At 57.8% G+C, this 25,942-nt stretch carries 23 protein-coding genes; 16 read left to right on the plus strand and 7 right to left on the minus strand.

From position 1 onward, the window contains the following. Positions 1–119 precede the first annotated feature (119 nt). Positions 120–1,535 carry an undecaprenyl-phosphate glucose phosphotransferase gene (locus tag PQR42_RS18450; RefSeq protein WP_408208295.1) on the minus strand — a complete coding sequence of 472 codons (1,416 nt, stop codon included), beginning with the start codon at positions 1,533–1,535 and terminating at the stop codon, positions 120–122. Between the two features lie 570 nt (positions 1,536–2,105). Here PQR42_RS18450 and PQR42_RS18455 point away from each other — a divergent pair. The 12 genes from PQR42_RS18455 to rfbD all read left to right on the plus strand — a co-directional run bounded on the left by PQR42_RS18455 (position 2,106) and on the right by rfbD (position 13,890). Next, positions 2,106–3,179 (plus strand): polysaccharide biosynthesis/export family protein, encoded by a 1,074-nt coding sequence (locus PQR42_RS18455; protein WP_408208301.1) that lies wholly within the window; start codon positions 2,106–2,108, stop codon positions 3,177–3,179. Between the two features lie 2 nt (positions 3,180–3,181). Next, positions 3,182–3,619: a low molecular weight protein-tyrosine-phosphatase gene (locus PQR42_RS18460; protein WP_408208304.1), complete on the plus strand. Its 438-nt coding sequence runs from the start codon at positions 3,182–3,184 to the stop codon at positions 3,617–3,619. A gap of 42 nt (positions 3,620–3,661) precedes the next feature. Then, on the plus strand, positions 3,662–5,902 hold the full coding sequence (locus tag PQR42_RS18465; RefSeq protein ID WP_408208307.1) for a polysaccharide biosynthesis tyrosine autokinase: 2,241 nt from the start codon (positions 3,662–3,664) through the stop codon (positions 5,900–5,902). 112 nt (positions 5,903–6,014) lie between these two features. Then, positions 6,015–6,875 carry a 3-deoxy-8-phosphooctulonate synthase gene (gene kdsA / locus PQR42_RS18470; RefSeq protein WP_408208310.1) on the plus strand — a complete coding sequence of 287 codons (861 nt, stop codon included), beginning with the start codon at positions 6,015–6,017 and terminating at the stop codon, positions 6,873–6,875. After that, the gene (locus PQR42_RS18475; protein ID WP_408387152.1) at positions 6,872–7,426 is read left to right on the plus strand and encodes a KdsC family phosphatase; all 555 of its coding nucleotides are present in this window, start codon (positions 6,872–6,874) and stop codon (positions 7,424–7,426) included. The genes kdsA and PQR42_RS18475 overlap by 4 nt, the downstream gene beginning before the upstream one ends. Next, positions 7,410–8,201, plus strand: a complete 792-nt coding sequence (gene kdsB, locus PQR42_RS18480) for a 3-deoxy-manno-octulosonate cytidylyltransferase (protein ID WP_408208316.1) — start codon at positions 7,410–7,412, stop codon at positions 8,199–8,201. The genes PQR42_RS18475 and kdsB overlap by 17 nt, the downstream gene beginning before the upstream one ends. Next, the gene (locus tag PQR42_RS18485) at positions 8,198–9,133 is read left to right on the plus strand and encodes a KpsF/GutQ family sugar-phosphate isomerase (RefSeq protein ID WP_408208318.1); all 936 of its coding nucleotides are present in this window, start codon (positions 8,198–8,200) and stop codon (positions 9,131–9,133) included. The genes kdsB and PQR42_RS18485 overlap by 4 nt, the downstream gene beginning before the upstream one ends. A 219-nt stretch (positions 9,134–9,352) precedes the next feature. After that, a complete protein-coding gene (locus PQR42_RS18490) occupies positions 9,353–10,351 on the plus strand; it encodes a helix-turn-helix domain-containing protein (protein WP_408387151.1) in 999 nt (332 codons plus the stop codon). Between the two features lie 121 nt (positions 10,352–10,472). Further along, a complete protein-coding gene (gene rfbB / locus PQR42_RS18495) occupies positions 10,473–11,534 on the plus strand; it encodes a dTDP-glucose 4,6-dehydratase (protein ID WP_408387150.1) in 1,062 nt (353 codons plus the stop codon). 3 nt (positions 11,535–11,537) lie between these two features. Next, positions 11,538–12,425: a glucose-1-phosphate thymidylyltransferase RfbA gene (gene rfbA / locus PQR42_RS18500; RefSeq protein WP_408387149.1), complete on the plus strand. Its 888-nt coding sequence runs from the start codon at positions 11,538–11,540 to the stop codon at positions 12,423–12,425. Next, a complete protein-coding gene (gene rfbC / locus PQR42_RS18505) occupies positions 12,422–12,970 on the plus strand; it encodes a dTDP-4-dehydrorhamnose 3,5-epimerase (RefSeq protein WP_408208330.1) in 549 nt (182 codons plus the stop codon). Before rfbA ends, rfbC begins: the two co-directional genes overlap by 4 nt. Then, positions 12,970–13,890: a dTDP-4-dehydrorhamnose reductase gene (gene rfbD / locus PQR42_RS18510; RefSeq protein ID WP_408208333.1), complete on the plus strand. Its 921-nt coding sequence runs from the start codon at positions 12,970–12,972 to the stop codon at positions 13,888–13,890. Before rfbC ends, rfbD begins: the two co-directional genes overlap by 1 nt. A gap of 40 nt (positions 13,891–13,930) precedes the next feature. On the opposite strand, the gene PQR42_RS18515 is transcribed toward rfbD, so the two are convergent. From PQR42_RS18515 to PQR42_RS18525, 3 genes are all read right to left on the minus strand, one after another. After that, on the minus strand, positions 13,931–14,926 hold the full coding sequence (locus PQR42_RS18515) for a GlxA family transcriptional regulator (protein WP_408387148.1): 996 nt from the start codon (positions 14,924–14,926) through the stop codon (positions 13,931–13,933). 514 nt (positions 14,927–15,440) lie between these two features. Continuing rightward, positions 15,441–15,668, minus strand: a complete 228-nt coding sequence (locus PQR42_RS18520) for a hypothetical protein (RefSeq protein WP_408208339.1) — start codon at positions 15,666–15,668, stop codon at positions 15,441–15,443. Positions 15,669–16,202: 534 nt separating this feature from the next. Then, positions 16,203–17,273, minus strand: a complete 1,071-nt coding sequence (locus tag PQR42_RS18525) for a GlxA family transcriptional regulator (protein ID WP_408387147.1) — start codon at positions 17,271–17,273, stop codon at positions 16,203–16,205. 810 nt (positions 17,274–18,083) lie between these two features. Here PQR42_RS18525 and PQR42_RS18530 point away from each other — a divergent pair. Further along, entirely contained in the window at positions 18,084–18,269 is a 186-nt protein-coding gene (locus PQR42_RS18530) for a hypothetical protein (protein WP_408208344.1), read from the plus strand. A gap of 126 nt (positions 18,270–18,395) precedes the next feature. Here the strand turns inward: PQR42_RS18530 and PQR42_RS18535 are convergent, their stop codons facing one another. The 3 genes from PQR42_RS18535 to PQR42_RS18545 form a co-directional block, all read right to left on the minus strand. Further along, positions 18,396–18,593, minus strand: a complete 198-nt coding sequence (locus PQR42_RS18535; RefSeq protein ID WP_408387146.1) for a hypothetical protein — start codon at positions 18,591–18,593, stop codon at positions 18,396–18,398. Positions 18,594–18,982: 389 nt separating this feature from the next. Then, positions 18,983–19,378, minus strand: a complete 396-nt coding sequence (locus PQR42_RS18540; RefSeq protein WP_408493693.1) for a helix-turn-helix domain-containing protein — start codon at positions 19,376–19,378, stop codon at positions 18,983–18,985. Then, a complete protein-coding gene (locus tag PQR42_RS18545; protein ID WP_408387145.1) occupies positions 19,281–20,222 on the minus strand; it encodes a LysR family transcriptional regulator in 942 nt (313 codons plus the stop codon). The genes PQR42_RS18540 and PQR42_RS18545 overlap by 98 nt, the downstream gene beginning before the upstream one ends. A 476-nt stretch (positions 20,223–20,698) precedes the next feature. On the opposite strand from PQR42_RS18545, the gene PQR42_RS18550 reads away from it, so the two are divergent. From PQR42_RS18550 to PQR42_RS18560, 3 genes are all read left to right on the plus strand, one after another. Next, positions 20,699–21,733: a PDDEXK nuclease domain-containing protein gene (locus PQR42_RS18550; protein WP_408387144.1), complete on the plus strand. Its 1,035-nt coding sequence runs from the start codon at positions 20,699–20,701 to the stop codon at positions 21,731–21,733. 361 nt (positions 21,734–22,094) lie between these two features. Then, complete coding sequence (locus PQR42_RS18555) at positions 22,095–23,066, plus strand: 3-oxoacyl-ACP synthase III family protein (protein ID WP_408208747.1); 972 nt, start codon at positions 22,095–22,097, stop codon at positions 23,064–23,066. Positions 23,067–23,094: 28 nt separating this feature from the next. Next, complete coding sequence (locus tag PQR42_RS18560; RefSeq protein ID WP_408387143.1) at positions 23,095–25,668, plus strand: ATP-binding response regulator; 2,574 nt, start codon at positions 23,095–23,097, stop codon at positions 25,666–25,668. Positions 25,669–25,942 lie beyond the last annotated feature (274 nt).

Here is a 25,942-nt window from a genome sequence, read left to right on the forward strand (position 1 = left end):
AAAGGTCAAAGGCGGCTGCTTTCGGTGTGAATCGCAGCGCCTATCCTGGACGCGAGATACAAAATTGGGTTACTAACCGCTACAGAATGCGCGTGTAGAACGTGAGAAACGCGAGCATGTCAGTACGCGTGGGCACCACCGAAACCATGGATGAAGGTTTTCAGAACGATCTTGAGATCAAGACCGAAAGTCCAGTTCTCGATGTAGTAGAGATCGAAGGCGATTCGTCCTTGCATCTTCTCGATCTTGTCGGTTTCGCCGCGATAGCCGTTGATTTGCGCCCAGCCCGTAATGCCAGGTTTGATCCTGTAGCGGAACATGTAACCGTGTACGAGGTCCTTGTAGAGCTCATCGTGTTGCAACGCGTGCGGGCGCGGACCGACCACGGACATCTCGCCTCTGAGGACATTGATGAACTGCGGCAACTCATCAAGACTGGTCTTGCGTAGCAGCGCACCTACCGGCGTCACACGGGGATCGCGCCGTTTGGCCTGAGTCAACTGGCCGGCATCTTCCGCATGGACCACCATCGTCCGGAACTTGTAGATCTGAAATTCGTTGCCGTTCGCGCCCTTGCGCCATTGGCGGAAGAAAACCGGTCCTGGCGACGACAACTTCACAAGAATTCCGATGACAAGCATCAGCGGCAATAAACCGAGTAATGCGAGTGCCGCAAACATGCGATCGAAAATCTGCTTGGATACAAAACGTGGATCCGCGGACGGCGATGCCAATAGATTGATCGTGGATAGTCCGACGACCTCTGAGACCGAGTGATTGAAAAGCGAGATGTCACGCACGTTCGGAATGAAGCGGACGTTCACGAAATCATGGCGGAATGCGTTCAATACAGCGTGAACACGGGCTTCTTCCCGCAATGGCAGAACGAGCCAGATTTCTTTTATGCCTCGGGTGCGAACCGCATTGGCAAGTCCGTCGAGAGAAGCAACAACCGGAAGTCCACTAGCGTACGTTGAGGCAAGGGGGTCTTCATCGAATACACACTCGGGATAGAAGCCAGACTGAGCGTTCTTACGCAAGCGATCGATTAGCGTAAGGCTGAGCGGATTTGCACCGACGATCGCGACCGGTTGCACATTGATGCCGCGCCTCCATAGCTGTTTCGACAATTGATGTTCTGCGAGCCGCAAGGCGACAAGGAGTGCAAGCGTGGTGACGAGCCACGTCCCGCACCAGAGTCGCGACAGAGTGTGGCCCTGATGTGTCGTAAAGACCAGTACGAGGCCCAGGACGAAGACGGCCACCCATCCGATCGTGACGAGTGTCACCATTTCCAGCGGACTCCGTCCGCGCCACGATTGATAGATCCCGAGCGTGGGAAATAGCAAAACGGTCATCGCCGTGTTGAAGGCCACGAGAAGCAGCGTGGGATCGCTCCACGCAGTGAAATCGTCGAAACGGAATACATATGCGATTGCTGCGCCCGCCAATACAAGACACGCATCCAGCAAGGCGAAAAGAAAGGCAGGTGCGCGTGTGCCGGGATGAAACCCAAGCGGTTTGACTGATTGCATTTGCATTCCCCTAGCGATTTGTTTGCGGGCGCTAACCGGTTTTGCGTTGCATCATAACCACGAGGTTGGCGGTGAAAATTCCGATGACGGAAAACGGCAATGAATCGTCCGAATCGACTCAACGCTCGCATGCAAGGTGCTTTGAGAACGGCCGGAAGCGGCGTGGGGACTTGATGTCCGATTCGGCCATATGGGGCGCGAAGTCATCGGGTCTGGCGTCGAAGCCGGCGGGCGGCGCCCAGGACTTTCCGTATTTCGCCAAATGCATGCCGTTTTCGGTCAATGCGATTCGCCGCGACGCAGCATCGGTAATATCCGATCCCGGTAAGACAAGCCGTCAAGAGAGCGACGGCGGACTGTGCGATGCGGTCTCACAGCCGTAAAGCGCGACTGACATTCAAGGGCGTTCGAACAGGCCATTGTTCGCCGCTCTTTCATTCAGTCATTTTGAAGTCTGCAGATCCACACCGCCTTAGCACACTGCCAATGAGAAATCGCTTTGCATTACTTATTCAACGCTTGTCCATGTGTTCGGTGTTTGCGCTTGGTGCTTGCGCATTTGCGCCTGGGATGAGTTTCGATCCACATAAGCCAATCGATCCTGAGGATCCTTCATCGGTGCCGGTGATTACTCCGATTACGTTCAAGCTGATCGAGCAGGAATCTTCAGTACGCAAGGCCGCCATGGCGGCCGACACCAGCTATGCATCCTTGATCGCGCCACCCACGGTCTACCGGATTGGGCCGCAGGACGTGCTGTCGATCATCGTTTGGGATCACCCTGAACTGGTGATGCCTAACCTGAGTTACGCGATCGGTACAGACTCGGGCGCTTCTCCGGCTACAGTCGGCATGGCGGCGCAGAGCTTGCCTGGCTTTGTCGTTAGCAAGGACGGATATGTCCAGTTTCCCTATGTCAAGAAGATCAAGGCCAGTGGACTCACCGAGCTGCAACTGCAGCAAGAGTTGATTGATCACCTGAGGCAGAACCTCAACGACCCGCAAGTAACGGTGCGCGTCGTCGGGTATCGCAGTCAGAAAGCCTATATCGATGGCGAAGTGCGCCAACCGGGTGTAAAGCAGATCACCGATGTCCCGATGACACTCGCCGAAATGCTGAACCTGGCAAATGGCGTTGCGGCAACGGGCGATCTGAGCAGAATCGAACTGACCCGCGGCGGCATCACGCATTGGATCAACCTTCCTGAGATGCTGAAGCGTGGGCTCAATCCGAAGGACATTGCGATCCGTGACCAGGACGCGATCCGGGTTCCGCCTTTGATGGAACATCGGGTCGTGGTCTCCGGCGAAGTCGTGAAGCCGGGGCCCGTGGTGTTCAAGACGAATGGTCACCTGACGCTAAGCGACGCGCTTGGCGATGCGGGCGGTGTCAGTCAGTTGAGCGGCGACGCGAGTGAAATCTATGTGGTGCGGGCGAAATCGGACGATGGATTGCCGAAGATATTTCACCTCGACAGCAAATCGCCGACCGGAATGGTGCTTGCCGCAGGTTTTGAAATGAAGCCGGACGACGTCGTGTATGTGGACGCGCCAGGCGTGATCAGGTGGTACCGCGTCGTGACACCGCTGGTGGGCAGTGCGACGGGAGCGTATTACCTGCAACGAACTGCATCGGGTAACTGAACATGGTCCAATCGGTTCTCGTGGTCTGTATCGGCAACATCTGCCGAAGCCCGATGGCGGTGGGGCTTTTGCGCACACGGCTGCGCAATGTTCGGGTGGAGTCCGCAGGGCTGGGCGCGCTCATCGGCCACCCTGCGGATGCGATCGCGCGCGAGTTGATGCGCGAGCGCGACATCATGATCGACGATCACCGTGCACGGCCACTATCGGCGCCTTTATGCGCGCAGTCAGACGTTATTTTCGTGATGGACGCAAAACAAAAACAGAGCGTGGTCGATCGTTATCCGACCACGCGTGGAAAAGTATTTCGGTTGGGCGAGTTCATTGATCAGGATATTTTCGACCCTTACGGAGGCGAGCGTTCAGATTTCCAGGCGTGCCTCACCTTGATTGACCGCGCGATCGAAGACTGGGTCGAGCGACTCAAAATTGTGGCTTAACCGAACGGACATTCGTCCCCTCGCTACCTTGGCACCTATTTGATGACGCAAACTAAATTGCCTCCCACGGGGGCACCCGATAGCGAAGAAGAACTGGATTTCGTGACGATCCTCGACGTGCTGATCGAAAGCCGTTGGCTGATTGGCATTGTCGTGGCCTTCTTCGTCGTGGCCGGCACGCTCTACGCGTTTCTGAGTAATCCGGTCTATGAGGCCGATCTCCTCATACAGGTCGAAGACAGCCCGGAAAGCTCGGCGGAGAAGGGCCTTTTAGGCGATGTTTCATCGTTATTCGACGTGAAATCGACGGCCGCTGCCGAAAGCCAGATTCTGGCGTCGCGCCTTGTCGTTACGCGGGCGGTCGACAATCTCAAACTGTTTATCGACGCACAGCCGCGCTACTTTCCGTTGATCGGGAACTGGATAGCGCGTCGCAACCAGGAGCTTTCCACGCCAGGCCTGTTCGGCATGGGTGGTTATGCATGGGGAAACGAGCATATCGATGTGGGTCAGTTCGACGTACCGGTATCGCTCGAGGACGACAAATTCCGCCTGACGGTGATCGACGCCACACACTACCGGTTGACTGGCGACGATCTCTCTGAGCCGTTTGTCGGGCAGGTGGGGCGGGTCGAGTCCGTACCGTCGTGTTGCGGAAAGATCCTTCTCTGGGTGAAATCCATTCGAGGTCTGCCGGATACGCAGTTCGTGCTTCGACGCCATTCGCGGATGAAGAGTATTACCGACTTGCAGACTAACCTCGACGTTGAGGAGAAGGTGAAGCAATCGGGCGTATTGATTGCGAGTCTGCTCGATACCGACCCGGTGCGCGTGGCGGCCGAGTTGAATGCGGTTGGCGAGCAGTACATCCGGCAAAACGTCGAGCGAAAATCCGCCGAAGCTGCGCAGTCTCTGGAGTTTTTGAACTCGCAACTGCCGGTTATCAAGCAGCGCCTCGACCAGGCCCAGCAACGGTATACGGCGGCGCGGAACAAACTCGGCAGCGTCGATCTGACTGAAGAAGCGAAGGTGGTGTTGCAGCAGTCCGTCGATGCAAAGACCAAGCTGCTTGAGCTCGAGGAGCAACGCCAAGGGCTGGCGGCACGTTTCAATGGGCACCATCCGGCGATCCGCACCATCGACGCGCAGATCGCGACGTTGCGTCAATACAGCGACGCGGCATCCTCCAAAATCAAGCAGTTGCCCGACGTACAGCAGCAGATTGTTCAGTTGCAACTCGACGTCCAGGTCAATACGGATCTATACACGTCGCTCCTGAACAACTTTCAGCAATTGCAACTCGTCAAGGCGGGTAAGACGGGGAATGTGCGGCTTGTCGACACGGCAGCGGTTCCTGAGAAGCCGGTCAAGCCGAAAAAGGTGATCGTCCTGGCCGGATCGCTGGTTGTCGGCTTGTTTGCAGGCGCGGTGCTCGCCTTCGTACGCAACATGCTGTTCCGCGGCATTAGCGATCCGACCGAGTTGGAACGTCGCACGGGGCTGCATGTGTACGCGACGATTCCGTTGAGCAAGCGTCAACAGGAGCTAAGCAGGACGTCGAGCGCAAAGAAAGCGGGTACGCACGTCCTCGCAGCCGATTCGCCCAGCGATCCGGCTATCGAAAGCTTACGCAGCTTAAGAACTGCGTTGCAGTTTGCGATGGTCAATGCGCGAAACAACGTTGTACTGCTGACAGGATCAGCGCCGGCTGTCGGCAAGTCGTTCGTGTCGGTGAATTTCGCGGCGGTGCTCGCGGCTGGGGGTAAGAAAGTGCTGCTGATCGATGGTGACTTGCGCAAGGGCCATTTGCATCAATCATTCGGACTTGAACGCGGCAGCGGATTTTCAGAGCTGGTGTCAGGACTCTCGACATTCGATCAGGTCGTGCGGCGCGATCTAATCTCGCGACTGGACTTCGTTTCGACTGGGACGCTGCCGCGAAACCCCGCGGAGCTGTTGTTGGGTGACCGAGTGGCGTCGTATATCGAAGACCTGTCGAAGATGTACGACATCGTGTTGATTGACACGGCGCCTACACTCGCAGCTGCCGACGCCGGAATTCTCGCGCCGAATGCCGGCACCGTGTTCCTCGTCGCCCGGGCGGCGGTGACGAAAGCAGGCGAGATCGCAGAGGCGGTCAAGCGGCTTGCACAAAACGGCGTCGACGCAAATGGCGTACTCTTTAACGGACTGAATCTGGCGCATGCACGGTATGGCTATGGCTCCAAATACGGCTCATATCGCTATGCAGCCTATGAATACGGAAGCGAGACGCGCAGCTAACATCAACGCGTGTAGTGCATGAGACTAAAGACCGAAGACCACGGCGCTCGGATATTCCGGGTACAGCGGTCAGGGTCGACTGTTCTAACTCTTTCTGGCGTAGGTGTGAGCGATGAAGACAAACGATCGTGCGGTAGAAATCACAGGTGCGGTAACGGTCTCGAACCGTCTGCCGTTTGTATTGTTCGGCGGCATCAATGTTCTCGAAGATCTCGACTCCACACTGAATGCCTGCCGCCACTATGTCGACACAACGACGAAGTTGGACATTCCGTTCGTCTTCAAGGCTTCGTTCGACAAGGCGAATCGTTCGTCGATTCACTCTTACCGTGGGGTCGGTATCGATGAAGGTCTGAGGATTTTCGAAGCGGTCAAACGTGAGTTCGGCGTGCCGGTCATCACCGATGTACACGAGGTCGAGCAGGCCGCACGTCTTGCGGAGGTCATTGACGTGCTCCAGGTGCCGGCATTTCTCGCGCGGCAGACGGACCTCGTGGTGGCTATTGCCAGGACGGGCCGTGTGGTCAACATCAAGAAGCCGCAATTCATGAGCCCTTCGCAGGTCGCGCACATTGTCGGCAAGTGCCGTGAAGTCGGCAACGACAACGTCATTCTCTGCGAGCGCGGTAGTTCGTTCGGCTACGACAATCTGGTCGTTGATATGCTCGGCTTTCGGCAGATGATCGAAGCATCGGACGGAGCGCCGGCGATCTTTGACGTCACGCATAGCCTGCAATACCGCGATCCTGGTGGCGCGGCTTCAGGTGGCCGGCGCCGCCAGGTCGTCGAGCTTGCGCGTGCCGGTCTCGCGGTCGGCCTGAGCGGACTTTTTCTGGAAGCACATGCAGATCCCGATCGCGCGCGCTGTGATGGTCCGAGCGCGCTTCCGCTTGCCGTGCTCGAGCCGTTTCTCCAGCAAATGAAGGACCTTGACGATCTGATCAAGAGCTTGCCGGCGCTGGATATTCAATGAGCAGGCCAAGAGAGTACGGGGGAAAAATCCGGCTGGTTCTATTCGATGTGGACGGCGTACTGACAGATGGCTCGCTGCATTTCAATGGCGACGGCGAGTACCTCAAGTCTTTTAGCGTACGCGACGGCCTGGCGATCGGACTGTTGCGGGAATACGGGATTGCGACCGGCGTGTTGTCGGGTCGATCGAGTGCGCCGCTGATGCGTCGCGTAAAAGAACTCGGTTTTGACGTGGTCGTTACCGGCAGCCGCGACAAGTTGTCTGTGTACGAGGCGATCAAGCAGGAGCGGGGATTGCAGGACGAGCAGATCGTCTACGTCGGTGACGACGTGATTGATTTGCCGGTGATGTTGCGTGTGGGGCGTGCGTTCGCTCCCGGCGATGCACACGTGCTTGTATTGCGTCATGCGGACCATGTCACGCGCGCGCGTGGCGGCCACGGTGTCGCCCGCGAAGTTGCCGAGAACGTGTTGCTGGCCGACGGGATGACGCTGGATGAGATCTATCAATCGTTTTTGACCGGGGAGGTGCGCAGTGCGATCGTCCAGTGACCTTGCTTCGATTCACGTAGTGATTCCGGCACGCTTTGGGTCGACTCGCTTGCCCGGTAAGCCGCTCATTGATCTGGCGGGCGAACCGATGATCGTACGTGTCTATGAAGCCGTTCGAGCGGCATTGCCCGAGACGGTAGACATTGTGGTGGCCACCGACGACGAACGGATTATCGGCAGTCTGGAGGCGTACCGGATTCCCGTCCGGATGACCGACCCCGAACACCAGTCCGGAACTGATCGCTGTGCGCAGGTCGCGCGTGAATTGGGCTGGAGCCCAAACGATCTGGTCGTCAATGTGCAAGGCGACGAGCCGCTCGTTCCGCAGGCGTTGCTCGCTTCGTTCGTGCAATTCTGCGCGAAAGCACAGTCTTTCGACATGGCGACTGTTGCGGTGCCTCTGACCGAAGTGTCCCATTTGACCGATCCAAACGTCGTCAAACTGATGGTCGGCGCGCAGGGGCAGGCAATCGTGTTCTCACGTTCCGCGATTCCGTTTTGCCGCGATCTTCCGCAGGACGACTGGCCGTTGTCCGCGTACTCGCGTCATGTCGGTATCTACGCCTATCAATGCTCGGCGCTTTGCCGGCTGACGGAGACACCTTCATGCGAACTTGAAGAGCTCGAAAGGCTGGAACAGATGCGCGCGATCTGGCTAGGTATGCCGATTCGCGTATTTGAGTGGCCGGAGCCGCCGCCGCCCGGTGTCGATACGAAAGAGGATGTCGCGCGAGTAAGGGAAATACTTTTTGTGAACGCATTGGGGAGATCATGACGTCCCACGACTACATCTCGTCGGCGAAGCGGGTTTTCGCTTTGGAGTCCAGCGCCGTCGCCGCGCTCGCGTTCGCTTTGAACGACGACTATGCCCAAGCGATAGCGCGCATTCTCGAAACGCGCGGCCGTGTGATTGTATGCGGCATGGGCAAGTCGGGAATCATAGGTAAGAAGATCGCCGCGACCTTCGCGAGCACCGGCACGCCGGCGTTTTTCATGCATCCCGGCGAGGCGTATCACGGTGACCTCGGGATGGTCACCAGCGACGACGTGTTTCTCGCCATTTCAAATTCGGGCGAGACCCACGAGGTGGTGCAACTGCTCCCATTTCTGCGAAACAATCACAACTTCGTGATCGCAATGACGGGTAATCGTGAGTCGACGCTTGCCCGCGCGGCGCATTGTCATCTGGATATCGGTGTCGAGAAAGAGGCGTGTCCACTTCAACTGGCGCCGACCGCTTCGACGACTGCGACGCTGGCAATGGGCGATGCGCTCGCCGTGACGTTGATGGAGGCACGCGATTTCAAGCCTGAGGGCTTTGCCCGTTTTCATCCTGGAGGATCGCTTGGGCGGCGACTGCTGAGCACAGTGGGCGATGAGATGGTCCGCGACAAGCTTCCGTTCGTCGGGCCCGATGCGAAGGTCATGGAAATCGTCAGCGAGATGACGCGCGGCAGTCTTGGGATTGCGATCATTCGGGACGAAACGGGCTGGGGCCTGATTACCGACGGTGACGTTCGCCGTTTGATCGAGGTCCACGGTCCTCATGCATTCGAGAAATGCGCGCAAGACTTCATGTCCAGAGAACCCACGATGGTGTCACCCGCGACTCGCGTGCAGGACGCGTTGGCATTGCTCGATGAACGACGGATTACGTCGCTACTGGTACTCGAACACCATCACATTGTCGGTGTTTTCAAGAAGTAAATGTGCATGCTCGGCGCGGTTGGCACAAGGCTGGCGTTATTTCGGACAAATCCATGGCACCGGGAGCCAGCGATCGTTGTCGACAGCACGCCGTAAGTAATATTGGCAGTCAAGATATGTGACAAAGCCAGCGCTGGTCGCGGAAACAGGAACATGCACCCGTACACAAACCGCACAAGAGCTAAAGGCGCATTCTCCGATAACGTCGCGGCACCTTCCATGGAATCGGAAGTAAAGATTGCGATAGTCGTATTCGCGGGGTTCTCCATCAAGGAGGTCGATGCGCTTGCGGACATCTTTAGCGGTACTCACGCCGACGACGCCGTGCAGGAGGGCGTGCCGCCACTTGGCCTGATATTCAAAGTGTCGTTACTGTCGATTGAAGGCGGCTACGTTGCTGACTCGCTGTCGATCCGGATCTGGACGGATCCGATCGAACCTCGTTTATCGGAGAAATTTGACGGGGTGTTTGTGGTCGGTGCGCAGTGCGGGTTGGATGCGGTCGACGACCCGGACGTGTTGCGTTTCGTGTCGGCCTTGGTGGCGCGTGCCGATGTCGTCGTGTGGGATAGCGATAGCTCGTTGTATCGATTCGTGATGGCGCCAACGAGTGCTGCACAACGCGGGCGACGATTGGGTGGTGCCCGGGCACGCTCGAGACTGGCGCCGTCCATGACGGAAGCAGGGGTTTCGTTTGTCGCGGCGTTGGCGTTGGCCAACGCGCATGCGCGAAAACAGATCGAGTCGCAGATTCTGGTTTATCTCACCTCGTCGCGCAGTGCTGTGAGAAAAGACGCGAGTCTGTGGACGTCGGCTAATAGTGGTGACGCGCAAACCGTTGACACGTCATCGGCGGAATGGACGACGCCGATTAGAGCGGGGGCGAACTGGCTACGAGAGAACTACATGCACCCGATCTCAATTGCGCATGCGGCTGAGGTCGCGAATATGAGTGAACGAACGTTTTTTCGTCGTTTCAGGGCGGAGACGTCAATGACACCGTCAGAGTATTTGCTCGAGATTCGATTGGGTGTCGTGTGCAGCTTACTCAAGCGGACCAGATTGCCGATCGATACGATCGCGCGACGTTGCGGAATGGGCAGTGGCGAGCGACTTGCAAAAATATTCAGACGTCGCCTCTCGCTCACGCCGAGCGAATTTCGCGATGCCAATCGCCGGGGAAATAGATTCGAGGAGTCGCAAGATCGCTTTGAATGAATTGGTGAGGTTTAAGCAGGAGGCCGGCGAATGTCTGAATGCGCCAACTATATGGCCGATAGGAAAATAGTCGTCCCTTTACGATGCAAAGTGTAAGAGCCGTCATCCAAGAGAACTTCAAATGATCTTCGTAACGGGAGGCGCCGGCTTTATCGGCGCAAATTTTGTCATCGACTGGCTTGCCTGCCACGATGAGCCGATACTCAATATCGACAAACTGACATATGCCGGTAATTACGGCACGCTGCGAGAGCTGCACGACGATCCTCGTCATGTGTTCGTATGCCGAGATATCGGCGATCGCGCAGCCATGAGCGCTATCTTTGAACAACATCGGCCGCGTGCCCTGGTGCACTTTGCAGCGGAGAGTCACGTGGATCGCTCGATCGACCGTCCACGCGAGTTTATCGATGCAAATGTGACGGGCACCGGTGAACTGCTCGATGTTGCGCGGCTGTATTGGGAGCGACTAAGCGGCGTGGAACGTGATTCGTTTCGCTTCCTGCATGTGTCAACGGACGAAGTATACGGATCGCTATCGGCCATCGATGCCGCATTTACGGAGACGACACCGTACGCGCCAAACAGCCCCTATGCAGCATCTAAAGCCAGTTCGGATCATATCGTCCGCGCATACCATCACACCTATGGATTGCCTACGCTGACCACGAACTGTTCTAACAACTATGGGCCTTTCCAGTTCCCGGAGAAGCTGATTCCTTTGATGATTCAACGGGCATTGAGCGGCGACGCACTACCGGTCTACGGCGATGGTGGCAATGTGCGTGACTGGCTGTATGTACGCGACCATTGTGAGGCGATCCGTACGGTTCTCGCCCGTGGGGTGCCGGGGGAGACATATAACATTGGTGGCGATAACGAGAAAACCAACGTCGAGGTCGTTCATTTCATTTGCGATCTGCTCGATGCGATCAAGCCGCGCGGGAGCGGTAGTTATCGCGACCAGATTACTTTCGTCTCGGATCGAAAGGGACACGACCGGCGCTATGCGATCAATGCAACGAAGCTGCGTAGCGAGCTCGGCTGGGTGCCGCGCGAGACGTTTGCGAGCGGCTTGGCGATGACGGTGCAGTGGTACGTTGAAAACGGCGCATGGCTCGAAGAAATCCGCTCTGGCGCGTATCGGCGCTGGAAACCCGAAAGCGAACTAGAGAGGGCGTAAACGATGGACTCGAGCCGTAAAGGCATTATTCTCGCCGGCGGGTCTGGTACGCGGCTATACCCGATCACGCGCGTTATTTCCAAGCAGATGCTGCCGATCTACGACAAGCCGATGATTTACTATCCGCTGTCCACGCTGATGATGTCGGGCATCCGCGAGGTCCTGCTGATCTCGACGCCGGATGACACACCGCGCTTCGCGACGATGTTCGGCGACGGCAGCCAATGGGGTATGCAGATCACGTATGCGGTGCAGCCGTCACCGGATGGGCTGGCTCAAGCGTTCATACTTGGCCGGGAATTCGTCGATGGGAAGCCGTCGGCGCTGATTCTGGGCGACAACATTTTCTACGGCGCGGACCTGGGTACGCATCTTGGCAATGCGCATTCAAGAACCAAAGGCGCGACCGTTTTCGGGTATCACGTGCACGACCCGCAACGTTACGGCGTGGTGGAGACCGACACGCGGGGTAAGGTGCTGACGATCGAGGAAAAGCCCGTGAAGCCGCGCTCGAATTTCGCCGTTACAGGCCTTTATTTCTATGACGGCGACGTCTGCGATATTGCTGCGAACATCGAGCCATCCGCACGCGGTGAGTTGGAAATCACGGATGTGAATCGGCACTACCTGGAGCGCGAAGCACTTCATCTGGAGACGCTGGGTAGAGGCTTTGCCTGGTTCGATACGGGCACGCACGAATCGCTGATCAATGCGGCGACATTTATCGCGACGCTACAACAGAGGCAGGGCTTGCTTGTTGCAAGCCCCGAGGAAGTCGCATTCCGGCGCGGCTGGATCGACGCCGAGCAGCTGGGCCGCCTTGCTGCACCTTTGCAAAAGACTGACTACGGCCGATATCTGTCGTCTCTCATTTCGACCATCCACTCATGACCATTCAAGTTCGACATACCGCGATTCCCGACGTGAAGCTCATCGAGCCACACGTGTTTGGAGACTCACGCGGTGCATTCCTCGAGACATTCAATCAGGCCGAGTTCGAAGAAAAAGTGGCGCGCGGCTATACGTTCGTGCAAGACAATCATTCGATTTCGGCGCAAGGGGTTCTGCGAGGCCTGCATTACCAGATCCAGCATCCGCAAGGCAAGCTGGTTCGGGTTGTCGTGGGTGAAGTGTTCGATGTCGCGGTCGATCTGCGGCGCTGGTCGTCCACGTTCGGGCGATGGGTTGGCGTGCGGTTGTCCGCGTCGAACAGGCGGCAGCTATGGATTCCGCCGGGATTTGCGCACGGCTTTGTCGTACTGTCGGATGTCGCTGAGTTCCTTTATAAAGCCACTGCATTCTGGCACCCGGAACACGAACGTACGTTGCGTTGGGACGATCCGGACATCGCCGTCGAATGGGAACTGAATGGTGTTCCGTTCGTTTCATCGAAAGACGCCGCCGGTAGCCGCTTCAACGAGGCTGAGGTTTACTGATGAGAATCGCGGTCACAGGCGTGCGCGGGCAACTCGGCTGGGAGCTCGCACGCTCGCTTTCGCCGCTCGGCGAGGTGATTCATTGGGACCGGGAGCTTGCGGATCTCAGCAAGCCGGTGCTGCTTGACGGCTTGATGAGGTTTTACCGTCCGGACGTTGTTGTCAACGCCGCGGCCTATACGGCGGTCGATAGGGCGGAAGACGATTGCGTAATCGCACGGCTCGTCAATACCGAATCGGTCGACGTGATAGCCCGCGCGGCAAAACGTGCGGGTGCATTGTTCGTTCATTTCTCGACTGATTACGTATTCGACGGAAAGTCGGCGGATCCTTACTCGGAAGATTGCGTGACGTCGCCGCTGAACGTGTACGGCGCGACCAAGCGCGACGGAGAGCTCGCGATCATTGCGTCCGAATGCGATCATCTGATCTTCCGGACCTCCTGGGTCTACGCGACGCGCGGGGCAAACTTCATGCTGACGATGCTTCGGCTCGCCGGGGAGCGTGAAGAGCTCAAGATCGTCGACGACCAGGTTGGCGCACCGACTTCGGCGAAGATGCTTGCCAACGTGACCGCTCATGCTATTTCGCAAGCGATGCGCGAGCGTCGGGAAGGACGCTTCCAAAGCGGACTCTTTCATTTGACATCGCAAGGCGTGACCAGTTGGCACGGCTATGCTTCCGCGATCATCGACTATGCACGCAATCTCGCGCCGTCAGGCCGGGTACGCGTCAAACATATCGAAGCCGTACCGAGCGAGGCGTTTCCGACGCGTGCGGCGCGGCCGCGCAATTCGGCTCTTAACAACGACCGCTTTAGTGAACGATTCGGACTTGCGCGGCCCCATTGGTGGGACGCGCTTGCGCAAACGCTAGATGAGCGGTTTGAGCGTACCGCTCAAGCGTTCCAGATTCGCTGAGGCGTTTGGAAAGAAACCGTGGATTTGCTGCCGGCGCGCGTCAGGATGTTCTGCGGGTACCTTGCTTGCTGGTTCGATACTCCGTCGGCGTGGTGAGCAGGTGCTTCCGGAACAGCTTGGCAAGCCGTCCACCGCTGCCAATGCCGCATCGACGTGCGATCTTGTCGACGGGCAAGCTTGTTTTGGCGAGAAGGCGGCAGCTCATGTCGAGCCGCACGTAAAGCAGGTATTCCGACGGGGTTACGCCCATTTCGCTCTTGAAGCGACGCAGGAAATTCCGTTCGCTCATCGCGGCGATCTGTGCGGCATCGTCGATCGAAATCGGACGAGCGCCGTTGGCCTCAAGCCATTGCGCGGACGCCTGGATTTTGTCGCTGATGTGCGATGCCGTTTTGGTACGCAGGATTGCGCTGAACTGCGTTTCGCCTTGCGGCGCAACCCAATCGGCGACCTGTTGCGCGACTTCCGGCCCGAGATCGTCGCCAACGATACGCAAGGCGGTTCGCAGCGGGCTTGGCGAGTCGACAAGCGGTCGGGTTGGGAATACGCCTCGCGCGTGGCCGTCCTTCTCAACACGCGCACCGTGGGCGTTTGAGAAACCCGCCGCTTCGAGCATCAAGCGTCCCTCAGCGATCGCATGGACGATACCGCTTCTCGGAAACGCCTGCCGGAGCCACACAATCAGACGATCGTCGCGGAACGCATTCGTTGCGCCGGTGCCGCCTGCAATGAACAGCGCGCGGAAGTCATCGTCGTGCCCGTGCGATTCGACACTGTCGGTCCACACGAACACCGAGGAGGAACTGGCGATACGTCCACCGGACGCCGACAACAGCGAGACCTCGTAGCGCGTACGGCGGGGCTCGCCTGCGTCATTCAGGGCATTCGCCGACTGGAATATCTCGATGATGGACGCCACATCTGGTAGAGCAAATCCGTTGAACAATGCAATACCGATGTGGTTTACGCCGGCGGTCTGTGGCAAAGCGCGTGCTTGAAGTGCATTCTTATGCTTCACGTTGCAAAGAAACTCCATCGTACTTTCCCGGAAATGAGTGACTTGCCGGCCGTCTCTAAGCCGCTTTTAATTGTTTGATCGAATGCTACATAACGTTGTTGCGCTGCATTAATGACTGGCCGAATTTGCCAAGGTGTTGGCCAGAATTGCCAAATTCATGGTGTGGTTTTGCGGGCCGGGGAATTAACCGTTGAATAATTGATGTGTTTAAGGTAAAGGTGCGATTGAATTTTCATGTGTGAATTAAATTCGATCTATCGGAGTGGTTGCGATAAAATATATCGAGCAAAGATAGTTCCGGAAGCACCAACGCACGCTTATGAAAATAACTGAACGTTGTCGTCGGGTTTCCGGTCTCGATGTCTGGCCCGCGCCGTCAGTTTCCCGCATGTGTTGTCTGTATCCGCCGGCACCGGGTTGAGCTCAATCAGCTCAGCGATTCGTCGGTTGGGAGGCGTGGGGAGGGCTACAGAACCATGCATCCAGGCGCATCATTGCGAAGAATACTATTTATTATAGATATATAGTATTCCTACGTTACGGTATGAGATAAAGTCAATGTAACAGTCAACGATCCAGCTTTGTCGTACTCGAAGAGGCGTGACTTCACTTTGAAAACATCATCGAATCCCAGTTCATCGACCTTCATGACTACATTGTCGCCAACAAGGGGAAGATGATATGCGAGCCTTTTTCCGGTAGTACGGTAAGTACCAAAACCACCCGTGTACTCGTACACAAAAGTCACTTTCTCATCCATGTGTGCTCCGTTCGGGAGTATTCGTATGAATCGAGGACGTTGATGCAGGTGTCTCGCGAGACGATGCGTAACGTGTAGTTGGACACGCGACTGGAACCTGAATATGAGGGAGAAAAAAAGGAACCTGCCGCCCGAGGGAGCGGCAGGCTAGAAAAATCGAGGGGGTCGGGGTTGACTGAGAGAAGCGCCCCTCGAAAGGCCGACGCCAAGTTTATTCGCTCGAAATAAACACCGGACGCAAGCGGCGGATTGCGTCACGTTGTTGACTGAACATGACATAAGATGGGCTCGTTGCGGTCTGATCATCCAGGTATTTCGAGGGCGCATAGACCCGTGTGGCTGACCCATGGTGTGGAACGCGAGCGACTACCCGGAAGTTGGCCGTCGCGTTTTCCAACGCCACGACCGACTTGCCGGTTTGTTGGAATGGAATTGGCGTGTCGTGAAAACCGTTATCCAGTCGAACGTAGCACTCGAGTGGCGACCGGTCGTGCTCATCTTCCCGGCGGCAGCGATGTACCGCCGGGTTCTGTTTTACGCTTCGACTTGATTCGCGTAGTCAACTTCGGTCAGAGCGCCCGGATCGAACTCACGCCGTTGATCCGGTACTTGTGCTCGGGGCTTCTGCTGTGCCACATGATTGCGCATCCGATAGTCCGTCGGCGTCGTCTCGAGATATTTTCTGAACAGCTTCGACAACTGCCCGCCGCTGCCGATACCGCAGCGACGCGCGATCTTGTCGACTGGCAGACGCGATTCAACGAGCATCCGGCAACTCATATTCAGACGTGCGCGAAGCAGGTAGTCGGAGGGCGTCATGCCGATCTCGCTCTTGAAGCGGCGCAGGAAGTTGCGCTCGCTCATTGCCGCGACCTGCGCCGCGTCGTCGATCGAGATGGGACGATCGACGTTCGCTTCCAGCCAGCGTGCCGACGCCAGGATCTTCTCGCTGATCTGCGGCGTCACGTCTAGCGTGATCGACGAGCTGAAAGGCGTCTTGGGTTGCGGCGCAATCGACTCGGCAACCCGTTGTGCCAGATCGGCACCGAGATCCTCTTCGACGATACGTAGCGCCGTCGATACGGCACCCGGCGCTTCTGTCAACCGCGCCGGATGCAGGCCGTGTGCTTCGCTACCTCCATAAAGAAGGGGGCAGTAGCGACTGGGCAGCCCGGCTGCCTGGAGCAGCAGTTGGCCTTCCGCGATCGGATGCACGATCTCGCTGAACGGATGTCGGCGGCGCAGCCAGTTGCTCAACCGCTCGTCGCGACATGCTTGCTGCACGCCCGCGCCGCCTGCAATGAACAACAGGTGCGTCTCATTCGTGCCTCGATGCGACTGGACATCGTCGGTCCAGACAAATACCGATGACGAACTGGCGATGCGGCCGCCCGCAGCGGAAAGCAGTGAGACGTCGTAACGTGCGCGGCCCGATTGCGGTGCGTCTACTAGCGAGTTAGCCCTCTGGAAAATCTCGATGAGTGCCGCGACCGTAGGCAATGCGAATCCGTTGAACAGCGCGATGTCGACGCGAGTCAGCGCATTCGTTTGCATCGGCACGGCACTGTGCCGCGAACTGCGCGGCAGAGAATGTACCAAATCCATTTATTTTTCCCCGGAAATGTGTGGTCGGCAGAGACTTCTCCCCAAGACTCCGTCTTTTTTCTTATTAGAGCATGCTATACATGTGATTCTCTTGTCAGTATTTCATGTCCGAATTAACCAACACATTGGCTGTTACGGACGCTGAGCGGCGAAATGGCGAGCAGCCTTTGGGCGTCTGATTCTAACCATGATTAAGGTAAGATTTAGAAAGGGTTATCGTATATCTCTACAAACTGGGACGGGATGCATACTGCATCCTTTTATCAATTTATATCGATTTTGGGGTAATTGTGCTCAATAACGGTGCATAGTCCAATAGCGGCCAAATATCTTGTGGTGAATTGCATACCCGACAAGTTGATCAAAGGTGGCGCATTCGCTGCGCCGCGTCGGGCGCTGCCACACAGCGCCATGGCCGATGTTGGGAAAATATGTGCCTCAGGTCATTCGTGATGCGGCCCAACGGTGTGGTCCTTTCGGACTTAAGTTTTCCGATAACCGCCGCAAAACGGTGCGGCACACCGGAAGAGGTAGAATTTTGCTCGGCCGCCTTGTCCCGGTTTCGACGATGCTGGGGCACGGTGCGTCCCGGGACACGGCGCATCTGCACACCAGTTCAATGCGACAACTCGCGAGCCGAGTCGACTTCTCGGTCACGCCGGAAGCCGGCGGCCAGGGGGATTTTGGCGTATGCGGTCTATTACCTTTCTGCAGGCATTGTCCCAGGCGGGAGAGCAGACGGTAGAAATTTTTAAGCAAACGATTGCGCGTGGGGCTAAATAAGCTCTGCGCGCGACCGTTAACGGATTCATGCACAAACAAGACATTCAGACAATCGTATCCGCAGCTCGCGAAACGGCCGATTCCATCGTCGGTGCGCGCGAGTGGAAGACGGCGGAAGATGCCAGTGCGATGCGCGATGTGATCTTCTGGGACATGGTCGCGAAGCGATTGCCTAACACGAACATCGCCGATCTGCTGTCAGTGTTCGATTAGACGCCGTCGTCGACACTGTCTATCTTGCCGTGCAGCATGCCTCGAATCCACCCGCAGCATGTTGGCACGCGCGCAATGGCGAGCGTGTCCAACGTCCGTCAAGCGGCGTCCAGGACTTCACCACGGCTACTGATCCCCAAGCCCGACCAGGGAAAAGATCTTGACGACCGATCCTTGCTTCGGTTGGCGCTCGCCCTGTTGTTGCATGAAGACTTGCATCGCGCGTGTCATTTCTTGAACGGAAAGCTTGCGGTAGGCGCAAATGTTGTAGGTGACGCCGTGTTGCGAGTCCTTGATGAAATTATCTACGTTCGGTAGCTGCATGCTTTCCTCGAAAGCGTCTCACGGTTTTCCAGTTGGAACTGTGATCGTCTTTGACCCACGGGTGAGGACAATAGTCTCGATCGTGGATGAACCTGGGGCGACATGCATTGGCCTGATCCTCCCAGGTCACGAGCGACGATATCCCAGTGTTTCGCAAACCGTCACACCGGTGGTTCCCGACGACATCCTTATTGCCTGAATTTGAAGAGGTCCACGAAAAAGAGCCTGCCGCCCGAGGGAGCGGCAGGCTGTAAGATCGAGGGGTGGGGTTCGCCTATGAGAAGCGCCCCCTCGAAAGACCGAAGCCGAGTTTAGTCGTTCGAAGCAGGCGGCGGACGCACGCGGCGGATGGGGTCATACTCTTGACGGAACAGGACATGAAAAAGGGCTCATCCCGGTAGAGTCAGTCCAGACATGCCGGCCGCAGCGACTCGAACAGCCGCTGTCCGTCTTTGGTGAGCGACATCCCGAGTAGTCCGATAAAGCAGCTTGACGTCCAGTTGCCGCTCGAGCGCCTTCAGATTCTGCGACTGCGCCGCCCGCGACACGCCCATCTCAGCCGCGGCCTCGGTAAAGCGGCGGTGATGCGCAATGCGCGCGAACCATGCGAGCGAGGGAAGTTGCGAGCTAGCTACCGAAATCACCGACAGCCGCGCCCCGGAACGAGCGACCTGCCGATGCACCGGATCACGGCTGGCAATACATCGACAATGCCGACTTGTCGGCCGCGAGCGCCTGCGGGACGAATTCCCGAAGGAAATCGACGAAGGTCCTGATCTTCGCATCGAGGTACTGACGCGACGGGTACAGTACGTAGGCGGTCAGCTTCTGCAACTGATAATCGGGCAGCACACGGACCAGCGCACCGCTGCGCAGCGCCGGCAACGCCGTCGCCATGGGCAGCGAGCCGATGCCAGCGCCCTCCCGCAGCGCAACGTTCAGCGCTTCGATAGCGTTCACCTGGAAGTCTGCCGGGGGAAATTCAAACGTTTCCCGGCCATTGGGTCCTTCCAGATGCCAGCGATCGCGCGGAAACACAGACGAGACGATTTGCAGGCAGGCATGCCCGCGCAGCTCCTGTACCGAGCGTGGCACGCCGCGCTCGCTTAGATAGGCCGGCGCTGCGCATAGCACGCTGTGCACGTCGCCGAGACGATGCGATACGAACCCCGAATCGGGCAGATCGAACATACTCAATTGAAGCGACACGTCGTAGCCCTCGTCGAGGAGGTCTGGCACGTGTTGCGACAACGTCAGCTCGACGGATACCGCGGGATTGTGTTCCCGATAGCGCAAGATTGCCGGTAAGACGTATATCTGACCGAAGCTCGACGTCGCGTGCACCTGCAGTTTTCCGGACGGCCGAGCCTGCGCATCCGCGGCTTCGGCCTCGGCTTCATCGACATAGGCGAGAATCCGCTCGCATCGCTCCAGATAGCGTTGCCCGGCCTCGGTGAGCGCGACGCGGCGCGTGCTGCGGTTGAGCAGACGCGTGCGCAGATGCGCCTCAAGTTGCGCGATCGACCGCGACGCGTTGGCGTTGGTGATATTCAGACGTTGGGCTGCCTCCGTGAAGCTGCCCTCTTCTGCAATGCGAACAAATATTCGCATCATTTGTAGCGTGTCCATTGACCCTTTCCCTGCGATGAATTTCCCGGCACCCCAGCGCGATGCTCGACAAACGACCGCCCTCGATCCATCAATGTATGGAACAGCGCGACCGCCGACGCTGACACAATTGCCGCCGCCGGCGAAGTTTGACGAGGATGTGGATACGCCGCCCGTCCTGGCATCTTCGCTCACAGGTCAGCAACTTGTCCATCCACGCCGTTGAAGACGTCTGGCCGCCGCACCATGAGAATCACGATGAAAGCAGGAAACCGCTTTCCGGGCACTCCGGAGCCAATGCACATGTGGAAAGGTTCCGACGGCGTCCGGCTCGTGGGCATCGGCGTAACGCCGACTCTCTGCATGGCGGGACGACGAAGCCGGGGACCAGCGATTCAACATCGCGGCGCGGCTCGCCAGGCCCGAGAGTGGCACGCATCGTTCGAGTTGTCAGCGATGGCAAACTCCAATAGTCCGTTACTTGCGTGTATGACCGAATGAGTGACCTTACGCCCTTGCCGCTGTTGGACGAGGTCCGGCTGCTAATTGAGTCGGCGCGTGAGCGCGTGGCCACTGCAGTGAACGCCGAGCTGACCCTGCTGTACTGGCAGGTGGGCCGTTGCATCCGCGCAGAGTTGCTGCGCGGTGCGCGCGCCGAGTACGGCCAACAGGTCGTCGCTTCACTTGCCCGCCGACTGACCGCTGAGTATGGTCGTGGCTGGAGCGGCCAGCAGCTTCGCCATTGCGTTCGCGCCGCCGAGGTTTTTCCGGATGAAGGAATTCTCTCCGCGGTGCGGAGAGAATTGAGCTGGACCCATCTCAAGACGCTACTGTATATCGACGATCCCCTTAAGCGTGATTTCTATCTCGAGCTATGCCGACTCGAGCGCTGGTCGTCACGGCAGTTGCAAGAGCGGATCAACTCGATGTTGTTCGAGCGAAGTGCACTTTCACGGAAACCCGCAGAAACAGTGCAACACGATCTTGCGCAGCTACGGCAAGAACAACGCGTGTCGCCGGACGTGCTGCTCAAGGACCCCTATGTGCTGGATTTCCTCGGGCTTAACGACCGCTATCTGGAGAAGGATCTGGAGGACGCCATCCTGAGGGAGATGGAGCAGTTCCTCCTCGAGCTCGGTGCCGGTTTCACTTTCGTGGCGCGCCAGAAGCGCGTACAGATCGATCATGACGATTTCTACATCGACCTGCTGTTCTACAACCGCAAGCTCAAACGTCTCGTGGCTATCGAACTGAAACTAGGCGCCTTCAAGGCCGAGTACAAGAGTCAGATGGAACTGTATCTGCGCTGGCTCGCGAAGTACGAACAGGAGCCCGACGAGCAGCCCCCACTTGGGATTATTCTGTGTGCCGGCAAGAAGCAGGAACAGATCGAATTGCTCGAACTCGACAAAAGCGGCATCCATGTTGCCGAATACCTCACCGTGTTACCGCCGCGTGAGGCGTTGCAGGCCAAGCTGCAGCAATCGATCGCGTCGGCAAGGGCGCGCCTGCAAGAGCAGCAAAAAACCTGAAGTCCAGGTGCCGACGTTTTTCCTGGCTGGCGCCCAACCAGCTTTTGTCACTCGCATACCTCCAGGCCCCCTCCCGGGCACGACCCGCTAACGCCCCTCTCGGCGCCCCGAGCCTCCTCCCCAGTTCCCCACCCCCGTCGGCAACACGCCAGAACGGGACTTTTTTCATGAATCGCGGTGGACGCGTTAATGTACCAGCGCCGCGAGGCCGGGTATCGGGCGTCCCAGATACTCGCCGCCATAGGCGCAAAACGTACTTCTACCCACCGCGTTAATATTTTTTCATGGATTCTTTATGCTTATTAAGAACGTAGCAGTCAGCTTGCCCTCCAGGATCGTTACGAACGAGGAAGTGATCGATATGATTCGATTCCATTCCAAGGAGTACGAGGGCGACATCGACAGGGGGATGCGCACCATCAAGACGTTGCTCGACAGAAGCGGACTGGTCAACCGGCGCTGGTGCGAAAGCCACGAGTCGCCTATCGATCATGTCGCGATGGCGACGCGCAAGGCGCTATCGGAAACGTATCTGAAGCCGGAACATATCGAGCTGTTTATTTATGTCGGTATTGGAAGAGGGTTCCTCGAACCCGGCAACAGCCACATGATGGCCAGCACGCTTGGCTTCGTCAATGCGGAATGTTTCGATGTGGTCGACGCCTGCATGAGCTGGACTCGAGCCATGGCGATTATCGACAGCCTTTTCAAGTCGGGTCAGTACAGAAACGCTATGATTGTGAATGCCGAGTTCAATATGCTTGCAGGCGGTCCACTCTATCCGGGGAATTTTGCGTTGAAGAACCAGGCTCAGATTGAATATACCTTGCCGTCGTTCACGATAGGCGAGGCGGCGACCGCTACGTTGCTCGTCGCAAAAGAGCCGGATAACTTCACTTTCGCTTTCCGCGCGAAGCCGGAAGTGTCGGACCTGTGCACCATCCCGATTCCCGGCTACGAAGGGTATTGCCACCCGACCGAGCGGATCGGGAAAAACGGCGACATGCGTTTCACTTCATTCGGCCATGAGCTTCACAAGAATTCGGACGAGTTGTCCGCGGTATTGACTAAACTGCCTGTTCCGAAGAAAGACATCGACATCGTCTTTACCCACGCATCCTCCAAGGCGGCGTGGCAAGGTTATGGCGCCAAGGTGGGGATCGACGACAAGATGTATCACATCTATCCGGAAACCGGAAACCTCGTTTCGGCTTCGATCCCGGCTGCCATTTCACTGGCAAAGGACGGCGGGCAGTTGAAGAGAGGTGACAGAGTGCTGTGCTGGGTCGGCAGCGCCGGCATGTCATTCAACGTCAGCAGCTTCAAATTCTGAGGCTGGATAAATAAAGACAAAGCACGACATGAGAGCCATTTCAGGGAGCATCCGTTACCTCAACCGAGTGGTTCATGACTCGGCCAAGGTGTCGGACTACAGCGTGTTGGCTGTTGGCGTAATCGGTACGATCGGACATCCGCTGTACTGGCTGTGGTGGACGTACATCGATCCTCAGCCCAATGAAAGCCTGCTGATGCGTGCTTTCGGCACAGCCGCCTGTGCGCTGCTGCTTTTGCGCCGTTTCTGGCCCGCTTCGGCCGCGCGCTTCCTGCCGTGGTATTACTTCGTAACGGTAGCCTATACGCTACCGTTCTTTTTCACTTATTACCTGATTGCCGGTCACTATTCGATGCTCTGGTCAATGGCCGAGCTGGGCATGGTGTTTTTCCTGATCGCCATCTTTCCGTCATTCGTTGCGTTAGCACTCAATCTGATTCTGGGTATTGGTGTTGCCGTCCTGTGTGCCAGGATCGTTATTCCGCAATCCCTCCACGTGGATGGGCAGCTCTTTCTCTACACGTATCTGCCGGTTTTTACATTCGGCATTTTCGCCGGCCTTACGTTCAGTTACAGCAACCTGAAGGGCATCGTCGCGCAGGCGAAAAATGTGGCGTTTCGCGCGCTCGCCGGCTCGATCGCTCATGAAATGCGCAATCCTCTCAGCCAACTGAGACACGTACTGGATCGCATGGAAGAGGCGCTGCCCGCGGTGACGGATGTCAACCCGTCGCCGGCTTTGTCGCATGACAGGGCGGCGTTGCTTTATCGGCATCTCGCGCACGGCCAATTGTCGATCGATCGGGGTCTGCGCATTATCGCCATGACGCTGGACGAAGTCAGTGCGAAACCCATCCGCTCGGAACATTTCACCTATCTGAGCGCGGCGGCCACCACGCGTAAAGCGCTGGACGAATACGGTTTCGGCGATCAGAAGGAGCGCGCCAAGGTCCGACTCGCGGTGCTGGAAGATTTCATCTTCAAGGTCGACGAAACCGTCTATCTGTTCACGCTGTTCAATCTGATCAAGAACGCGCTCCATCACATTGCCGCGCATCCCTTGGCGACGCTTACGCTGACGGTCGACCGCCAAACGGTGCTGGTTCATGACACCGGCCCCGGCATTGCGCCCGACCTCCTGCCGCATCTGTTCGAGCCTTTTCGGACCGCGGGTAATTCAGCGGGTACGGGGCTCGGCCTTGCCTATTGCCAGCGCGCGATGCGCGCCTTCGGCGGCACGATCGCTTGCCGCTCGGAAGTCGGGAAATTTACCCAGTTCACGCTGCAATTCCCCGTCGTCTCCAGCAGAGAAGTGGGAGAGCATGAGCAGAAGATTTTCGAGCGCGCCACGCCGTTTTTCACCGGCAAGCACATTCTCGTCGTGGACGACGACGCCGTTCAGCGAGCGCGAAGCCGTCGCGCGCTGTCGAAGGTGGGCGCGGACGTGAGCGAGGCGGAAAACGGCGAAGTGGCGTTGAGCGCGCTTCAACAGTCTACGCCGTACGACCTCGTGCTGATGGACATCAATATGCCGGTCATGGACGGCTACACCACCGCCGAGAAAATCCGCGCCGACCATCAATACCCGAACTGGAACGTGCTGATCGCCGCCCATACGGCGGAGCCGGCCAATGTGACGCGTGTGCTCGCCCGTCGCGCCGGCATGGACGACATGATCAGCAAATCCGTCAGCGCGGTGGAACTGATCACGGCGCTCCAGACGCTCTTCGAAAGCGGCAATCGGCATGTTCACGGCCATCCATTCGACGGGTTCGCCGGCAAAACGATTCTGGTGGCGGACGACGACACCTACAGCAGGCGGATTGCCAAAGGTTACCTGGAGCGATGCGGCGCACGCGTCGTCGAGGCCGAACATGGGCCGGCCGTGCTGGCGAGGTTGGAGGAGAAGGTCGTCATCGATGCCATCGTCACGGACATGAACATGCCGGGAATGGGCGGCGTGGAAACGACGGCGTTGATTCGCGCCCGTGCCGACGCGTATGCCCAGATCCCTATCATCGCGTTGACCGGCCAATCCGACATGAAAGCCGTGCAGGCCTGCCTCGCGGCGGGCATGAACGAGGTCATGATCAAGCCCGTGCAGATCGGCTCCCTCTATGCTTCCCTTGCGAGGCAGTTTGCTCAGCAGCGTGCCTCACATGTACCGGCGAAAGCAGAGCCAGCGCGGACGCCCGCGGTGCAAGCCGGCAAGCCTGCGCCGGTCAAGGATGGCCCGCTGCTCGACGAGAAGCACCTTGAAGAACTGGTGGCGCTCGATTTGCTGGACCAGACGTTCCTCAACGGCATCGAGCAAATCCGTTCGACTGTGGCACAACTCGCTGCCAGCGTGGCGGCACGCGACCTCGAATCGACGCACGGAGCCTTACACGTTCTTCTCGGCATCAGCGGCAATATCGGCGCAAAGGCGCTGCATCAGTTCGTGCGGCAGATCTATCCGCGCGTGGTGGAAGGCGAGTGGCCCGCGGAGGCCGACTGGCTGGCGCGAATCTGCTCGTTGAGCGACGACTCGGCCCCTGCCTTACAGACGTATTTCGCTTTGGCCAAAGCGCGTGGCGATCATGGGGACGCGCTGAGCGATTGATGGGCGTCGTAGGGCTACCCGGCGTCAATGGTTTGCATTCGGCTTGTGGAGTCGGGAAAAACCGTCGTTATCGTAGTGACCGGGTCGGGCGTTAAGCGCCGCTCGGTAGGGCGGAGCAACTGGGCCGAGTGATCGAATGCTTGCCCGGCATCGAGTTCGCGCATTCTTATAGCATGACTGAAGCGTGTCCGAGCGTTTCGGCCAACTCGCCTTCGAACCACGATGAAGCTGGACACACGACACGTGGGGCGAGGCCGTGCACACGGTCGTCGTG

The sequence above is a fragment of the Paraburkholderia sediminicola genome (assembly GCF_046027355.1).
In the GTDB taxonomy this organism is placed as follows: Bacteria; Pseudomonadota; Gammaproteobacteria; order Burkholderiales; family Burkholderiaceae; genus Paraburkholderia; species Paraburkholderia sediminicola_B.

Bases quoted from the DNA above. Each gene is read 5' to 3' on its own strand.
- PQR42_RS18540 (WP_408493693.1), bottom strand. From the start codon at position 19,378: ATGCGAAGATCAGGACCTTCGTCGATTTCCTTCGGGAATTCGTCCCGC.
- PQR42_RS18555 (WP_408208747.1), top strand. From the start codon at position 22,095: ATGATTCGATTCCATTCCAAGGAGTACGAGGGCGACATCGACAGGGGG.
- rfbB (WP_408387150.1), top strand. From the start codon at position 10,473: ATGATCTTCGTAACGGGAGGCGCCGGCTTTATCGGCGCAAATTTTGTC.
- PQR42_RS18535 (WP_408387146.1), bottom strand. From the start codon at position 18,593: ATGCAGCTACCGAACGTAGATAATTTCATCAAGGACTCGCAACACGGC.
- PQR42_RS18450 (WP_408208295.1), bottom strand. From the start codon at position 1,535: ATGCAATCAGTCAAACCGCTTGGGTTTCATCCCGGCACACGCGCACCT.
- PQR42_RS18475 (WP_408387152.1), top strand. From the start codon at position 6,872: ATGAGCAGGCCAAGAGAGTACGGGGGAAAAATCCGGCTGGTTCTATTC.
- rfbA (WP_408387149.1), top strand. From the start codon at position 11,538: ATGGACTCGAGCCGTAAAGGCATTATTCTCGCCGGCGGGTCTGGTACG.
- PQR42_RS18525 (WP_408387147.1), bottom strand. From the start codon at position 17,273: ATGGATTTGGTACATTCTCTGCCGCGCAGTTCGCGGCACAGTGCCGTG.
- PQR42_RS18530 (WP_408208344.1), top strand. From the start codon at position 18,084: ATGCACAAACAAGACATTCAGACAATCGTATCCGCAGCTCGCGAAACG.
- PQR42_RS18460 (WP_408208304.1), top strand. From the start codon at position 3,182: ATGGTCCAATCGGTTCTCGTGGTCTGTATCGGCAACATCTGCCGAAGC.
- rfbC (WP_408208330.1), top strand. From the start codon at position 12,422: ATGACCATTCAAGTTCGACATACCGCGATTCCCGACGTGAAGCTCATC.
- PQR42_RS18455 (WP_408208301.1), top strand. From the start codon at position 2,106: ATGAGTTTCGATCCACATAAGCCAATCGATCCTGAGGATCCTTCATCG.
- PQR42_RS18515 (WP_408387148.1), bottom strand. From the start codon at position 14,926: ATGGAGTTTCTTTGCAACGTGAAGCATAAGAATGCACTTCAAGCACGC.
- PQR42_RS18490 (WP_408387151.1), top strand. From the start codon at position 9,353: ATGGAATCGGAAGTAAAGATTGCGATAGTCGTATTCGCGGGGTTCTCC.
- PQR42_RS18485 (WP_408208318.1), top strand. From the start codon at position 8,198: ATGACGTCCCACGACTACATCTCGTCGGCGAAGCGGGTTTTCGCTTTG.
- rfbD (WP_408208333.1), top strand. From the start codon at position 12,970: ATGAGAATCGCGGTCACAGGCGTGCGCGGGCAACTCGGCTGGGAGCTC.
- PQR42_RS18550 (WP_408387144.1), top strand. From the start codon at position 20,699: ATGAGTGACCTTACGCCCTTGCCGCTGTTGGACGAGGTCCGGCTGCTA.
- PQR42_RS18560 (WP_408387143.1), top strand. From the start codon at position 23,095: ATGAGAGCCATTTCAGGGAGCATCCGTTACCTCAACCGAGTGGTTCAT.
- PQR42_RS18465 (WP_408208307.1), top strand. From the start codon at position 3,662: ATGACGCAAACTAAATTGCCTCCCACGGGGGCACCCGATAGCGAAGAA.
- kdsA (WP_408208310.1), top strand. From the start codon at position 6,015: ATGAAGACAAACGATCGTGCGGTAGAAATCACAGGTGCGGTAACGGTC.
- PQR42_RS18520 (WP_408208339.1), bottom strand. From the start codon at position 15,668: ATGGATGAGAAAGTGACTTTTGTGTACGAGTACACGGGTGGTTTTGGT.
- PQR42_RS18545 (WP_408387145.1), bottom strand. From the start codon at position 20,222: ATGGACACGCTACAAATGATGCGAATATTTGTTCGCATTGCAGAAGAG.